The 13,167-nt window shown below is 71.1% G+C and carries 14 protein-coding genes; 5 read left to right on the top strand and 9 right to left on the bottom strand.

The window, feature by feature from the left end; genetic code table 11:
- Positions 1 to 222: 222 nt before the first annotated feature.
- The 5 genes from EDF23_RS09255 to EDF23_RS09235 are packed head-to-tail and all read right to left on the bottom strand — an operon-like array spanning position 223 to position 4,103.
- A complete protein-coding gene (locus EDF23_RS09255) occupies positions 223 to 981 on the bottom strand; it encodes an SCO1664 family protein (protein WP_123291860.1) in 759 nt (252 codons plus the stop codon).
- Positions 978 to 1,505 (bottom strand): DUF3090 domain-containing protein, encoded by a 528-nt coding sequence (locus tag EDF23_RS09250; protein WP_123291859.1) that lies wholly within the window; start codon positions 1,503 to 1,505, stop codon positions 978 to 980. Before EDF23_RS09250 ends, EDF23_RS09255 begins: the two co-directional genes overlap by 4 nt.
- 33 nt (positions 1,506 to 1,538) lie before the next feature.
- On the bottom strand, positions 1,539 to 2,261 hold the full coding sequence (locus tag EDF23_RS09245; protein WP_123291858.1) for an MSMEG_4193 family putative phosphomutase: 723 nt from the start codon (positions 2,259 to 2,261) through the stop codon (positions 1,539 to 1,541).
- Positions 2,262 to 2,271: 10 nt separating this feature from the next.
- Positions 2,272 to 2,973 carry an ABC transporter ATP-binding protein gene (locus EDF23_RS09240; RefSeq protein ID WP_131921483.1) on the bottom strand — a complete coding sequence of 234 codons (702 nt, stop codon included), beginning with the start codon at positions 2,971 to 2,973 and terminating at the stop codon, positions 2,272 to 2,274.
- Entirely contained in the window at positions 2,970 to 4,103 is a 1,134-nt protein-coding gene (locus EDF23_RS09235) for an ABC transporter permease (RefSeq protein WP_131921482.1), read from the bottom strand. Before EDF23_RS09235 ends, EDF23_RS09240 begins: the two co-directional genes overlap by 4 nt.
- 150 nt (positions 4,104 to 4,253) lie before the next feature.
- Between EDF23_RS09235 and EDF23_RS09230 the strand changes: the two genes are divergently transcribed.
- Genes EDF23_RS09230 through EDF23_RS09210 form a run of 5 tightly spaced genes read left to right on the top strand, consistent with a single transcriptional unit; the run spans position 4,254 to position 8,947 of the window.
- Positions 4,254 to 5,423 carry a sensor histidine kinase gene (locus tag EDF23_RS09230; protein ID WP_123938365.1) on the top strand — a complete coding sequence of 390 codons (1,170 nt, stop codon included), beginning with the start codon at positions 4,254 to 4,256 and terminating at the stop codon, positions 5,421 to 5,423.
- Complete coding sequence (locus EDF23_RS09225; RefSeq protein WP_123291854.1) at positions 5,420 to 6,040, top strand: response regulator transcription factor; 621 nt, start codon at positions 5,420 to 5,422, stop codon at positions 6,038 to 6,040. Before EDF23_RS09230 ends, EDF23_RS09225 begins: the two co-directional genes overlap by 4 nt.
- Before the next feature lie 46 nt (positions 6,041 to 6,086).
- Positions 6,087 to 7,301, top strand: coding sequence for an MFS transporter (locus tag EDF23_RS09220; protein ID WP_131921481.1), 1,215 nt, complete (start codon positions 6,087 to 6,089; stop codon positions 7,299 to 7,301).
- Between the two features lie 59 nt (positions 7,302 to 7,360).
- On the top strand, positions 7,361 to 8,506 hold the full coding sequence (locus EDF23_RS09215) for an AI-2E family transporter (protein WP_123291852.1): 1,146 nt from the start codon (positions 7,361 to 7,363) through the stop codon (positions 8,504 to 8,506).
- 12 nt (positions 8,507 to 8,518) lie between these two features.
- Positions 8,519 to 8,947: a BLUF domain-containing protein gene (locus EDF23_RS09210; RefSeq protein WP_111084665.1), complete on the top strand. Its 429-nt coding sequence runs from the start codon at positions 8,519 to 8,521 to the stop codon at positions 8,945 to 8,947.
- Here EDF23_RS09210 and EDF23_RS09205 read toward each other — a convergent pair.
- The 4 genes from EDF23_RS09205 to EDF23_RS09190 form a co-directional block, all read right to left on the bottom strand.
- On the bottom strand, positions 8,910 to 9,542 hold the full coding sequence (locus tag EDF23_RS09205; RefSeq protein WP_165901075.1) for a ScbR family autoregulator-binding transcription factor: 633 nt from the start codon (positions 9,540 to 9,542) through the stop codon (positions 8,910 to 8,912). The two genes, EDF23_RS09210 and EDF23_RS09205, sit on opposite strands and share 38 nt — an antisense overlap.
- Before the next feature lie 97 nt (positions 9,543 to 9,639).
- Positions 9,640 to 11,013, bottom strand: coding sequence for a sugar ABC transporter substrate-binding protein (locus tag EDF23_RS09200; RefSeq protein WP_131921479.1), 1,374 nt, complete (start codon positions 11,011 to 11,013; stop codon positions 9,640 to 9,642).
- 27 nt (positions 11,014 to 11,040) lie between these two features.
- Positions 11,041 to 11,982, bottom strand: a complete 942-nt coding sequence (locus tag EDF23_RS09195; RefSeq protein WP_123291849.1) for a carbohydrate ABC transporter permease — start codon at positions 11,980 to 11,982, stop codon at positions 11,041 to 11,043.
- A gap of 15 nt (positions 11,983 to 11,997) precedes the next feature.
- The gene (locus EDF23_RS09190) at positions 11,998 to 12,975 is read right to left on the bottom strand and encodes a sugar ABC transporter permease (protein WP_228506149.1); all 978 of its coding nucleotides are present in this window, start codon (positions 12,973 to 12,975) and stop codon (positions 11,998 to 12,000) included.
- Positions 12,976 to 13,167 lie beyond the last annotated feature (192 nt).

The following is a 13,167-nucleotide window of genomic DNA, read 5'->3' as shown; positions in this document are numbered from 1 at the left end:
AGTGCACCTGATCCGTTCTCGACCGGTCGACTCCCGCGGGGTCCCGGAGTGCAACGGCGCACGCCACCGGACGCCACGGGTCTCCGCGTCCACGAATCACGGACGCGGACCGGTCGGTGGGGTCCGGACCCGACGGGCCCCACCGTCCCGGACCGGGATGTCCACGGCCGGCCGGGGTCGCCACGGCAGGCCGGGCCGGGGCGCCGGCTCACGACGGGTGCGTCAGAACAAGGGCCACGGCACCGCGGGGCCGTGCCCCGGCGGTGGCGGGAAGATGCCGACGGCCCGCAGCGCCGCACACCGCGCGCGCACCGTGTCGACCTCTTCCGGCGTCAGGTGTTCGGCGAGTTCGTCACCCAGGGCACCGCGGAGCGCTTCCGACACCCGGTCGAGCCCCTCGAGTTCGTCCGGTCCGAGCGGCTCGCCGATCCAGCCCCACAGCACCGTGCGGAGCTTGTGCTCGACGTGGAAGGCCAGCCCGTGGTCGACACCGAACCGGTGTCCGTCGGGCATCGCCAGCACGTGCCCGCCCTTGCGGTCGGCGTTGTTCACCACGACGTCGAAGACGGCCATGCGGCGCAACGCCTCGGAGTCCTCGTGCACGAGCGTCACCGGCTGGTCGTGCTCGTCGATCGCCTCGAGCACGGGCAGCCACGGCGAACCGTCCGCCTCGGCGGCCTCGGGGGTGACGAGGTCGACGGCGTCCTGGTCCGGGTCGATCGTCTGCCAGCGCTGCACCATGCCGGGGCCGAACGGGCCGTCACCGAGCCACGTCGGTGGCACGATGCCCCAGCCGAACGCCTCGGACACCAGGTGGGCAGCGACCTCGCGGCCGGCGAGCGTGCCGTCCGGGAAGTCCCAGAGCGGGCGTTCCCCCTCGATCGGCTTGTAGACGACCGCCTCGCCGTCCAGCTCGGCCAGGAAGGTCGCGTTCGAGGCCTCGCGGATCCGCGCCGTGATGCTCAGTGAGCCGTCGCTCATGCGTCGCCGGGCGGACGGCCGGCGGCGACGATCTCGCGGGTGCGCTCGACGAACGCGCGAGCGGTGCCGACCGGGATCTTGACCTGGAAGAGCTCGTCGGGTTCGGGGATCTCGACGACCGCCTCGATCTCGAGGCCGTCCTCGCTCTCCTCGGACACGATCTCGACGTCGTCGTCGATCGGGTACGCCTCGATGACCACCTGCGCCGTCGACGGGTCGAAGCCCAGGCTCAGGGCACCGGCACGGAACTCGGGCTCCACCGGCTGGTCGAGCGGCTCCGGGTCGCGGAGCTCGACGGGGGCGGTGTCCGGCACGCTGAAGCGGTTCGCCTCGACCGTGGCGACCTCGTCCAGCAGCTCGTCGATCTTCTCGGCGAGCACGGCGGTCTGCTCCTTCTCGAGGGCGACGCTCGTGACGCGCTTGCCGGAGCGGGCCTGCAAGTAGAAGGCGCGCTCGCCCGGACGGCCGATGGTGCCGACGACGAGGCGGTCCGGCCAGTCGAAGCCGTGGACGATGGAGGGCATACCCGCATTGTAGGAGTGCGGGCCTGCGCCCGTTCAGGGTCTGGCAGGGCCTGCCTCGGACGGGGCCTCCGGATGTCCGGCTCCGCCGCCGACCGCTGCGTCCCCGCTGGGCGCCGGAGCGGTCGCGAGCCACGACAGATCGCCGGACTCGGTGTTCGTCGCGACCACCTCGGGCCGGTGCTCGCCGTACCGCACGACCGACACCGACGCGGGCCCGACGCCGATGCGTTGGAACAGGTCGAGGTGCATGCCGAACGCGTCGGCCAGGACGGACTTGATGATGTCGCCGTGGCTCACCGCGACCCAGACCGCTCCGGGCCCGTGCTCCGCTTCGACCTCGGCGTCGATGCGCCGGACGGCCGACACCGCCCGGGACTGCATGGTCTGCATGGACTCGCCGCCGGGGAACACCACGGCGCTCGGGTTCGCCTGCACCGTCCGCCACAGCGGCTCCTTCGCCAGGTCGGCGAGCTTCCGCCCCTGCCACTCGCCGTAGTCCGCCTCGGTGATCGCCCGCTCGATGGCCGACGCGGGGTCGCCCGGCTGTCGCTCGAGGATCGCCCTCGCCGTCTGCCGGCATCGCTCGAGCGGACTCGACACGACGGCGACGACCGGCACGGCCGCGATGCGCTCCGCGGTGCGGTCGGCCTGCTTCCGGCCGACGGCGTCGAGTCGCACGCCGGCGGTTCGTCCGGCGAGCACGCCCGTGGCGTTCGCGGTGGTGCGTCCGTGTCGGACGAGGAGGACGGTCGCCATGTGCCCGATCCTAGGCGGCGATCACCGGCGCCCCGGCCAGCCGACCGTCCACCACCGTGACGAGTTCGTCGAGGGTCCCGCGGTGCACCAGGTCGTGGGTGACCAGCATCGTCGCGGTGTCCCGCTCGCGCGTCAGTTTGGCGATGAGCTCCATGATCGCCGCGCCGCGCTCCTGGTCCAGCGCACTCGTCGGTTCGTCCACGAGCAGGACGTCGGGTTCGTGCACGAGTGCCCGGGCGATCGCGACGCGCTGCCGCTGCCCGCCGGACAGCTGCGCCGGCCGCTTGTCCAGGTGCTCGGACAGCCCCACCGCGTCCAGCAGGTCGTCGGCCCGGTCCCGGAGCCCTCCCGCGCGACGACCTCCGGCGGGGTGCCGGCCGCCGAGGTGCGCCATCACGAGCACCTGCTCCCGTGCGGTCAGCGACGGCAGCAGGTTCGACTGCTGGAACACGATCCCGATGTGCGCACGCCGCAGGGCGGTGGCTTCGTCCCGGGCCAGCGCGGCCGCGTCGACGTCGCCGATGAGCACCCGACCGGAGTCCGGCCGGATGAGCGTCGCGGCGACGGCGAGCAGCGACGACTTGCCCGATCCGGAGGGGCCGGTGATGCCGGTCACGACGCCGGGCCGGGCGACGAGGGACACGTGGTCGACCGCGGTGATCCGCCGGTCGCCGTCGGGGAAGGTCAGGGTGACGTCGTCGAGGGTGATCATCGGTTGCTCCCGAGGGCGGTGAGGGGGTCGGCGGAGGTGACGGTGCGGAGCGCGACGGCGGCGCCGGCGAGTCCGAGGACGGCCATCGCGGCGGCCGGCACGACGGTGGTGACCGGGCTGAGCAGGAACGGCAGTGCACCGCCGGCGAGCGCGCCGAGTCCGACGACGGCCAGCATCCCGACGCCGATCCCCAGGACGAGCACGACGAGCGCCTGTCCGAGCGCATCGCGGACGAGTGATCCGGTGCTCGCGCCGAGGGCCTTGAGCACGGCGACGTCGCCGGCCCGCTGCATGGTCCAGACCGTGAAGAACGCCCCGACGACGAGCGCGGACACCCCGAAGAGCATGACGATCATCAGGCCGAGCGACCCGATCTCGGACCGGAAGGTCTCGAGGGCGGTCAGCGACCCGAGCGGCGACGCGGCGGACGTGCCGGTGGACGCTGCGACGGCGTCCCAGTCCGGGCTGCCGCTGACGGCCAGGACGGTCGGCGCGCCGTCGCCGCCGAGTCGCCGGTCGGCCGCGGCCCACGCTTCCGGGGTCATGGCGAGCACCGGTGTGTGGCTGTACCAGGCGTCGCCGACGACGACGGCGACGCGGTAGTCCGTCCCGGTGACGGTGATGCGGTCGCCGACCTGCACGCCGAGGTCGGCCGCAGCACCGGACGACAGCCCGACCTGGTCGTCGCGACCGGGTGCGAGATCGGTGACGGGGGTCGACCGTGCTCCCGTCGGCAGCCCGACCAGCGCGACGCCGACGGCCGCGCCCGACGCCGCAGCACCCGACCCCGCGGCGCCCGACCCCGCAGCGCCGGACCCCGCGCCCGGTGCCGTCGCCCGGCCCTGGACGATGCCCACCGGCACCACGTCGCCGACCCCGGGGGCCGCCTGCCAGCCGTCCACGGCCCGCTGCCCGATGGTGGAGTCGCCGAACGACGGCTGCCCGGTGGACGGCTGCTGCAGGACCAGGCGGTCGCCGGGCAGGTCGAGCACCGCCGAGACGTTCTGCGACGCGAGCCCGCCGGTGAGCCCGGCGAGGAACCCGACGAGCAGGGTGATGAGCGCCACGACGGAGCCGATGAGGACGAACCGGCCACGGGCGAACCGGAGATCGCGCCAAGCGACGAACACGGTGTTCCCTTCCCGGGTCGCAGACCTTCCACGACCACGACTCCCAGCCTCGCCGCGGTGCTCCCACCCGGCATCGCCGGAGGGTTCGGTCCTCCGATCGAACTTTCGGTTGATCCCCACCGGCCGGTGCCTCCGTACGCTGGGGAGCACATGGCGCACAGCACCCTCACCCCGGTCTTCGTCGGTCTGCGGACCGGCCTGCACGTGCTGTCGGCCGCGCTGCTCGCCCTGGTCGTCGTGCGGGTGCTCGTGGACGGTGGCGCCGGCACGTGGGTGCGGTTGGCCCTGGCTGCGGTGTTCGCGGGCGTGTACCTGCTCGGGGCGGTCGTCGCGCGCGGCGACGGCCCCCGTCGGACGGTCGCCGGTGCGGTCTGGCTCATCGCCCTGACCCTCGTCTGGATCGCCCTGCTCGTCGGCGTCCCCGAGGCCGCCTACCTCGTCTTCCCGCTCTTCTTCCTGTACCTGCACGTCCTGCCGCGCATCGTCGGACCGGTGGCCGTCATCACTGCGACCCTGGTCGCCGTCGTCGCCCTCGGACTGCACGGCGGCTTCACCGTCGGTGGTGTGGTCGGTCCGCTCGTCGGAGCGGGCGTCGCACTGCTCATCGGACTGGGGTACCGGGCGCTCGCGCGCGAGGCGGTCGAACGCGAGGCCCTGGTCGCCGAGCTCCTCGCCACGCGCGACCGGTTGGCCGTCACCGAACGCGAGCAGGGCGTCCTCGCCGAGCGGGCCCGGTTGGCCCGTGAGATCCACGACACCGTCGCGCAGGGGTTGTCGAGCATCCAGATGCTGCTGCACGCGGCCGAACGCGCGGACGGGGAGCGTCCGGGGACGGAGCACATCCGGCTCGCCCGTGAGACCGCTGCCGAGGGCCTCGCCGACACCCGGCGGTTCATCCGCGAACTCGCACCACCGGCGCTCGAACGCGGACTCGGGGCAGCGCTGGAACGGTTGGCCGGCTCCCAGTGGTCGCGCGACGGCCTCGACGTCACGGTCGACGTCGCGGAGGCCTCGTTGCCGATGGACGTCCAGACCGCGCTGCTCCGCATCGCCCAGGGCGCCGTCGCCAACGTGGTGCAGCACGCCGCGGCCACCCACGTCCGACTGTCACTCACCGTGGACGGTCAGGAGGCCCGGCTCACCATCGCGGACGACGGCGTCGGTTTCGACCCGGTCGCCGTCCACGACCGGTCGGGCACGACGGACTCGTTCGGGTTGCGTGCCACCGAAGAGCGCGTCGAGCAGTTCGGCGGCCGGCTCGAGGTCGACTCGGCCCCTGGCCGCGGGACGACGCTCGTCGCGATCCTGGAGGTCCGGTGATCCGCATCCTCATCGCCGACGACCACCCGGTGGTCCGCGCCGGGCTCCGAGCACTCCTCGACGGCACGGACGGCATCGTCGTCGCGGGTGAGGCGTCCACCCCGGACGAAGCCGTGGACCTCGCCGCCCGGCTCTCGCCGGAACTCGTGCTCATGGACCTGCAGTTCGGGCAGGACCTCACCGGGGCGGACGCGACGCGACGGATCCGCGCGCTCGACGCCGCGCCGTACGTGCTCGTGCTGACGAACTACGACTCCGACGGGGACATCCTCGGTGCGGTCGAGGCCGGCGCGAGCGGGTACCTGCTCAAGGACGCGCCCCCGCACGAACTCGTCGCGGCCGTCCGCGCCGCCGCGTCCGGACAGAGCGCCCTCGCGCCGACGATCGCGGGTCGGCTCATGGCGCGGATGCGCGCCCCGTCGGTGAGCCTGTCGGCGCGGGAGCTCGAGGTGCTGCGCCTCGTCGCCGAGGGGGCGTCGAACGGCGCCGTCGCCGCGCGCCTGCACATCAGCGACGCCACCGTGAAGTCGCACCTGGTGCACGTGTTCTCGAAGCTCGGGGTGTCCTCGCGCACGGCCGCGGTCTCCGAGGCCCGCGCCCTCGGCATGCTCCGCTGACGACCGCACCCTTGACGGGCCGTCGGCGGACCGATCAGATGGTCACATGACCCGGCACCCTCGAGGGGCCCTGTTCGCCACGTCGACGATGACCGGCTTCGGCATCGCCACGTGGGTGACCAGGACGCCCGCCATCCGCGACGAACTCGGGGCGTCGATCGAGGCGATGGGGCTCGTGCTCCTCGGGCTGTCGATCGGGTCGATGATCGGGATCCTCGGCGCCGGTGCGCTCGTCCGACGGCTCGGGACACGACCCTTGATCCTGCTCGGTGGCGCGCTGCCCGTGGTGGGGATGGTCCTCGTCGCCCTGCTCGCCCCGGCACAGGTGCCGGCGGGTGTCTGGGCGGGGCTGTTCCTGATCGGGTTCGGGTCGGGGGTCGCCGAGATCGGGCTGAACGTCGAGGCCGCCGCGGTCGAGCGGCGCATCGGCCACCCGGTGGTGCCGGTGCTGCACGCCTGCTTCAGCCTGGGGACCGTCGTCGGCGGTGTCGTCGGCATCGCGATGACGGCTGCCCGGACACCGGTGCTCGTGCACCTGCTCGTGGGGGCTGCGGTGATGGCGGCACTCGCGGCGTTCGCTGCCCTCAACCTGCAGCCGCTGCCGCGTGCCGGAGTGCAGACGGAGGGAGCCGACACCGCAGACGCCGCCGGCACGTCCCGCGTCACCACGGCCACCCGCCGCTCCGTCATCACCGTGCAGCTCGCGCTCATCGCGGTGATCACGCTCGCGATGGCCTTCGCCGAGGGTGCCGCCAGCGACTGGCTCCCGCTCCTGATGACGACCGACCACGACGCCCCGGAAGCGGTCGGCTCGCTGGTCTTCACCGGGTTTGCGCTCGCCATGCTCATCGGCCGGTCGGCCGGCACCCCGCTCGTCACGCGGCTCGGGCGGGGCCCGGTCGTCCGGCTCTGTGCCGCGGTCGGCGGGATCGGGGTCCTGCTCGTGGTCGTCTCGCCGAGTCCGGTCGTCACGGCGATCGCCGCGGGCATCTGGGGGCTCGGCATCGCGCTCGGGTTCCCGCTCGCGATCTCGGCAGCGGGTGACCACCCGACCGACGGGGACCGCCGGGTGTCGGTCGTCGCGACCGCTGGCTACATCGCGTTCCTGGTCGGACCGCCCCTGCTCGGCTTCGTCGGCGAGCACCTCGGGCTGCAGGCGGCGATGCTGGTGCCCCTCGTGCTGCTCGTCGCCGCCTTCGTCGTCGCGCCCGCCGCACGGGACTCACACGACGTCGACGTCCGGCGGACCGTCTCCACCTGATCCGCGACGCCGGGCGCGGGTCCGGGCGCGCCGCCCCGCGGATCAGTACGGTCGATCCCATGCCGTTCTTCCGCGACAGCCCCCAGCCGACCACCCCCTCGAAGATCCAGGCGGCGTGGTCCGACTCGACGGGCCGCCTGGCGACGCGGTGCCTGCAGGTGATCATCGTCGTCGTGGTCATCGCCGGCGTCGTCTACGCCGGCAGCGTGCTGAGCGTCGTCACCATCCCGGTGCTCCTCGCGCTCATCATCGCTTCGGCCATGCACCCGATCGTGTCCTGGTTGCGCAAGCACAAGGTGCCGTCGGTCCTCGCGACCCTCGCGGTGCTCATCGGCGTCCTCGCGGTGCTCGGGCTCATCGGGTGGCTCATCGTCGTCGCCGTCGAGAACCAGTGGTCGCAGTTGCAGAAGTCGGCCGTCGACGGGTTCCAGCAGTTGCAGGACTTCGCGAAGAACCTGCCGATCTCGATCTCGGACAAGCAGGTCGACGACGCCGTTGCGTCCGTCACCGACTTCATCACGAGTGCGCAGTTCGGCTCCGGCGCCCTGGCCGGTGCCTCGGCCACCGCGAACTTCCTGACCGGCCTCGTGCTGATGATCGTGGTGCTGTTCTTCTTCCTCAAGGACGGCCCGAGCATCTGGGAGTTCCTGCTCCGCCCGTTCACCGGTGAGCGCTACGACCGTGCACGCCGGGTGGGCGACCGCGTGGTCTCGACCCTCGGCGGGTACGTGCGCGGTACCGCCACGGTCGCCGCTGTCGACGCCATCGGCATCGGTGTCGGCATCGCGATCGTCGGCGTCCCGCTGGCACTCCCCCTGGCCGTCGTGGTGTTCATCACGGCCTTCATCCCGATCGTCGGTGCGACGGCAGCCGGCATCCTCGCTGCCCTGGTCGCGCTCGTCGCACTCGGTCCCGTCCAGGCGCTCATCGTCGTCGGGATCGTGATCCTGGTGAACCAGCTCGAGGGCAACCTGCTCCAGCCGGTGCTGATGGGACGCACCCTCAAGCTGCACGGCCTGGTCATCCTGATCGGCCTGACCGCGGGCACCGTCCTGGCCGGCATCACCGGTGCCATCATCTCGGTGCCGCTGCTGGCCGCCGCATGGGGCGCGATCCTGGTCTGGGACGGCCCGAACACCCCCGCGCGTCCGTGGCGCAAGAAGCGCAACGAGGACGTCACGGCCCACGAACTCCCCGCCGACTGACACCATGGACCCGTGCTCGTCTCCATCGTCTACATGAGTCGCGCCGTCGTCCCCTTCGACGACGGCGACCTCGCGACGCTGCTGGACGGCTCACGGCTCCGCAACGAGGCGCTCGGTGTCTCCGGGCTGCTCGTCGTGAAGGGCGGCCGCTTCATGCAGTTGCTCGAGGGCCCCGCGTGGAGCGTCGACGACCGGTTCGCCGCCATCAGCCGTGATCCGCGGCACGGCGAGGTGAAGTCGCTCATCCGCGAGGACATCGAGCGACGACGCTTCGACGGCTGGTCGATGGCCTACCGCTCGCTCGACGACGCGGACGTCCACGCAGAGCCGGGCTTCAGTCCGTTCCTGTCCGGCGAGACGGACTTCCCGCGGTCCTTCGACCGCACGAGCGCGGCGTGGCTGCTCAAGTGGTTCCGCGACCGCGAACTCCACGACCGCTGAACGCCTCGTCGACGACCCCGAGCAGCCGGTCGCGGTGCGCCGGGTCCGCCGTGGCCGTCAGGACCACCCGCCACATCGTCGCGACCGCGGGGAACAGGTCGGCTCGCCCGGTACGGACGTCGGACACCAGTTGCACGCCCGTGAAGTACGGCACGACGGTGGAACCGAGCTGTTCCGCGGTCAGGTCGGTGCGGAGCTCGCCGCTCGCGATCGCCAGCCGGAACACGTCCACGATCCCGCCGATCCACTGCTCGTAGAAGCTGACCGTGGCCGCGTGGAACTCGCCGCGCTCCAGTGACAACCGGATGCCCGCGCGCACGATCGGGTCGGTCTGCAGCAGTTCCGCGATGGCTCGCGAGGCGCCGACCAGGGCAGCTGCTGGTGACTGCTCGGTGTGGCTCACGACGTCGAAGGTCCGGACGTTCTGCTCGTCGATCACACCGAGCGCGAGGGCCAGCTTGGTCGGGAAGTGGAAGTGCAGCGCCCCCTGCGAGACGCCCGCCCCGCGGGCGATGGCCGCGATCGTCGCGGCGGCGAAGCCGACGCGGTCGAACTCCTCCGCAGCGGCCACCAGGATCTGCTCACGTCGTTCCACGTGACCAGTCTGACGGTCTGGAGGCGCGGGGCGGGCGTGCCCCGTGCCTCCAGACCGAGGGGTGGTCGCGTCAGACCGCGTCAGGCGACCCGCGCGGTCAGGTGAGCGCCAGCAGGTTGTTGACCTGCTCGTTGATGCCGGTCAACGTCGAGATCGGCTTGCCGTTCGCGTAGACGTTGTCGAAGGCCGGCTGCAACAGCGCCTGCACGTCCGCCGGGTTGCGGGTGACGGGGAACAGGAACGTGGTCTTCTCCTCGACCTGCCGGGTGAAGGCCGACACGTCCAGACCGCGCTTCCGGAACGACGCGACCGCCGCCTCGGTACCGGCGGGACGGGCCGGGAACACGACGCCTGCGCGGCCGACGATCTCCTGGGCGGTGTCGCTGCCGAGGAACGCGACCCACTTCGCCGCCGCCTCCGGGTCCTTCGCCTGCTTCGTGATCGAGTCGCCGAGCCCGTTGAACATCGACGCCCGCTTGCCCGTCGGCCCGATCGGCGTCGGGGCGACGGCGATGTCGAGGTCCTTCATGTTCAGGTACGTGCCGATCATCCACGAGCCGTTGAACGACAGCGCGCACTTGCCCGCGCCGAGCTGCACGTCCGGACCGGTCGTCGTCGAGAAGACGCCGTACTTCGCCATGTAGCCCTTGTCGGCCAGGCGGTAGTACCAGGCGAGGGTGTCCTGCACGGTCTTCTCGTCGTAGCGGAACTTGTCGCCCCACGGGTTCTCGTTCGTGTAGAACCAGTCGGTCGACCCGGTGAAGGGCGACCACTGCGTCTGGCCGAAGCCGTCGCCGCCAGACCCGTTCGACGAGATGCCGTAGACCTCGACGTTCTCCTTGTCGAAGCCGGGCTCGTCACCCCGCCGACCCTTGGAGTCGATGGTCAGGTGCGCGAGCATCCGTTCGAACGAGCCGCCGTCGTCGGGGTTCCACTCGAGCGTGGCGAGCTCGTCGTCGGAGACGCCAGCCTTCTGCATCGCCTTCCGGTCGTAGAACATCCCGATGGTGTCCCAGTCCTTCGGCGAGCCGTAGCGGTGCCCGTCCTGGCCCTTCCACAGCTCGGCGAGGCCGGACTGGTAGTCGTCGTCGCTGATGGACTTCGTCGCGTCGAGCTCGTCGAGCTTGTAGAGCACGTCGAGGTCGGAGAACTGCGGGAACTTCGTCAGGTGGTCGGTGAAGACGTCCGGCGCGGTGCCGGCGATGAACCCGGCCGTCAGCTTGGTCCAGTAGTCGGCCCACCCGAGCTGGGTGATCTGCACCGTGATGTCGGGGTTCTCGCGGTGGAAGGCCTTCGCGACCTGCTGGTAGGCGGGCAGCTGGTTGGAGTCCCAGAGCCAGTAGCTCACGGTGCGGGCGCCGCTCTTCGAGGCGGTCCCCCGGCTCGGGGACGAGCAGGCGGCGAGCGCACCGAGGGCGAGGGCTGAAGCGCCGCCCGCGAACAGTGCGCGGCGGGAGAGGGTGTTCGTCATGGTGTGGTGGTCCTGTCCGAGCCGGGGCTACTTGATCCCGGAGAAGCCGATGGAGTTGACGATCCGCTTGGCGAAGACGCCGAACAGCACGATCATCGGGAGCGCCGCCACGAGGGTCGCGGACATCAGCCCGGCCCAGTCGGTGCCGGACTGCGGGGACTGCGACTTGAAGACGCCGAGTGCGACGGTGAGCACCCGCGAGCTGTCCGTGTACGACACCATGAGCGGCCAGAAGTAGTCGTTCCAGCTCGTGATGTACGTCAGCACGGCGAGCGTCGCGATCGGCGCAGCGGCCATCGGGATGACGAGCCGGAAGAACACCCGGACCTTGCCCGCGCCGTCGATCAGCGCGGCCTCCTCGACCTCCTTCGAGATGCCGAGGAAGAACTGCCGCAGGAAGAACACCGCGAACGGGGTCATGAACATCGTCGGCAACGCGATGCCGAGCAGGTTGTCGACGAGCCCGAGCTGCTTGATGAGCGTGAAGTTCGGCAGCAGCGTGAAGATCGCGGGCACCATCAGGCCGGCGAGGAACACCCCGAAGACCTTGTCGCGTCCGGGCCAGCGCAGTCGGGCGAAGGCGTACGCGGCAGCGGCCGAGAAGAACACCTGGCCGACCGTCACGAGCGTCGACACGATCACCGAGTTGAGCAGGTACCGCCAGAAGTTCAGGGCGGCGCCGGAGCCACCCTGGGCGAGGGCCTCCTCGGTGGACTGCAGGCCGAGGACCCGCTCGAACCCACCCAGGCTGAACCCGACGGGCAGCAGCGACGTGGGGTCGGAGTTGATCGCACCGTTCGACGACAGGGCGGTGCGCAGGATCCAGTAGAACGGGAACAGGGTGACGACGATGACGATGATCATCGCGACCCAGGCGAGGACGCGGCCGACCGACGGACGGCGACGGTGGCCGGCTCCGGGTCGGGGCGGACGCTTCGTGGTGACGGAACGGGTGAGGGTCGTGGTCATGGTGCGGCGCTCCGTTCAGTCCAGGTCCGACTCACCCGAGCGGGTGAGGCGGTACTGGATGATCGTGATGATGCTGAGGACGATGAGGAGCGCGACCGAGACCGCGGACGCGTAGCCGAACTGGAACCGGCCGAACGCCAGGTTGTAGATGTAGTTCTGCACGACGTTCGTGGCGTTCGCGGGGCCGCCCTGCGTGGTGACGGCGACGGTGTCGAACACCTGGAACGACCCGATCACCGTGATGATGAGCACCAGCGACAGGATCGGGCGAAGCAGCGGCACCGTGATGCGCCAGAACATCTTCCACTCGCTCGCACCGTCGATGCGGCCGGCTTCGTACACCGTCTCGGGAAGCGACTGCAGGCCGGCGAAGATCAGGAGCGCCGTGTAGCCGACGTGCCGCCACACGTTGATGAGCGCGATCGACGGGATGCCCCAGACGTCGCTCTGCAGGAACGGGATGCGGTCCAGGCCGAGGGCCGCGAGCATCTCGTTGCCGATGCCGAGCTGGGTGTCGAGGATCCACAGCCAGACGAGCGCCGCGACGACGTTCGACACCAGGTAGGGCGCCAGGACGATGCCGCGCACGAAGGTCGACTTCGTCAGGCGGTGCATCATCACGGCGATGAACAGTGCGACGACCGTCTGGATGACGATGTTGATGAGCACGTACTCGATCGTGACGACCATCGAGTGCCAGAAGATCGAGTCCTGCACGAGCCGCGCGTAGTTCTGCAGCCCGGTGAACTCCGGCTCGGTGAGCAGGTTGTAGGACGTGAAGCTCAGGTAGATGCCCCGCACGGTCGGCCAGGCGAGGAACACCACGAAGCCGATCGCGGCCGGCGCGATGAACAGCAGCGCGAGCCACAGGTCGTTCCGGGGACGGCGGCGGCGTGGGACGGTGGTACGGGCGAGCGGGAGGTCGGCTGCCCGACTCCTCCGTCTCGTGCTGGCGGTCGTCAAGGGTGACGACACAGGGCTCTCGGTGGCCATCGCGACTCCTTCGTCTGCGGTGGACTGACGTGCAGCAGTCCGTGAGCCGGGAATCTACACGTGGTGACACCGGGTAGCAAGAGTCTCTTTCACGCTCCGAATCCGGGGTTGTCACGTGTAGACAATCGTGTCAGGATGGCGGTCGATCGCATCGGCGCGACCTGCCCGGCGACGCATCCCTCACCCTGGAAA

This window comes from Curtobacterium sp. PhB128 (genome assembly GCF_004340725.1).
In the GTDB taxonomy this organism is placed as follows: domain Bacteria; phylum Actinomycetota; class Actinomycetes; order Actinomycetales; family Microbacteriaceae; genus Curtobacterium.
Note: the sequence above shows the minus strand (reverse complement) of the source record. Positions and strands in the feature narration are given on the sequence as shown.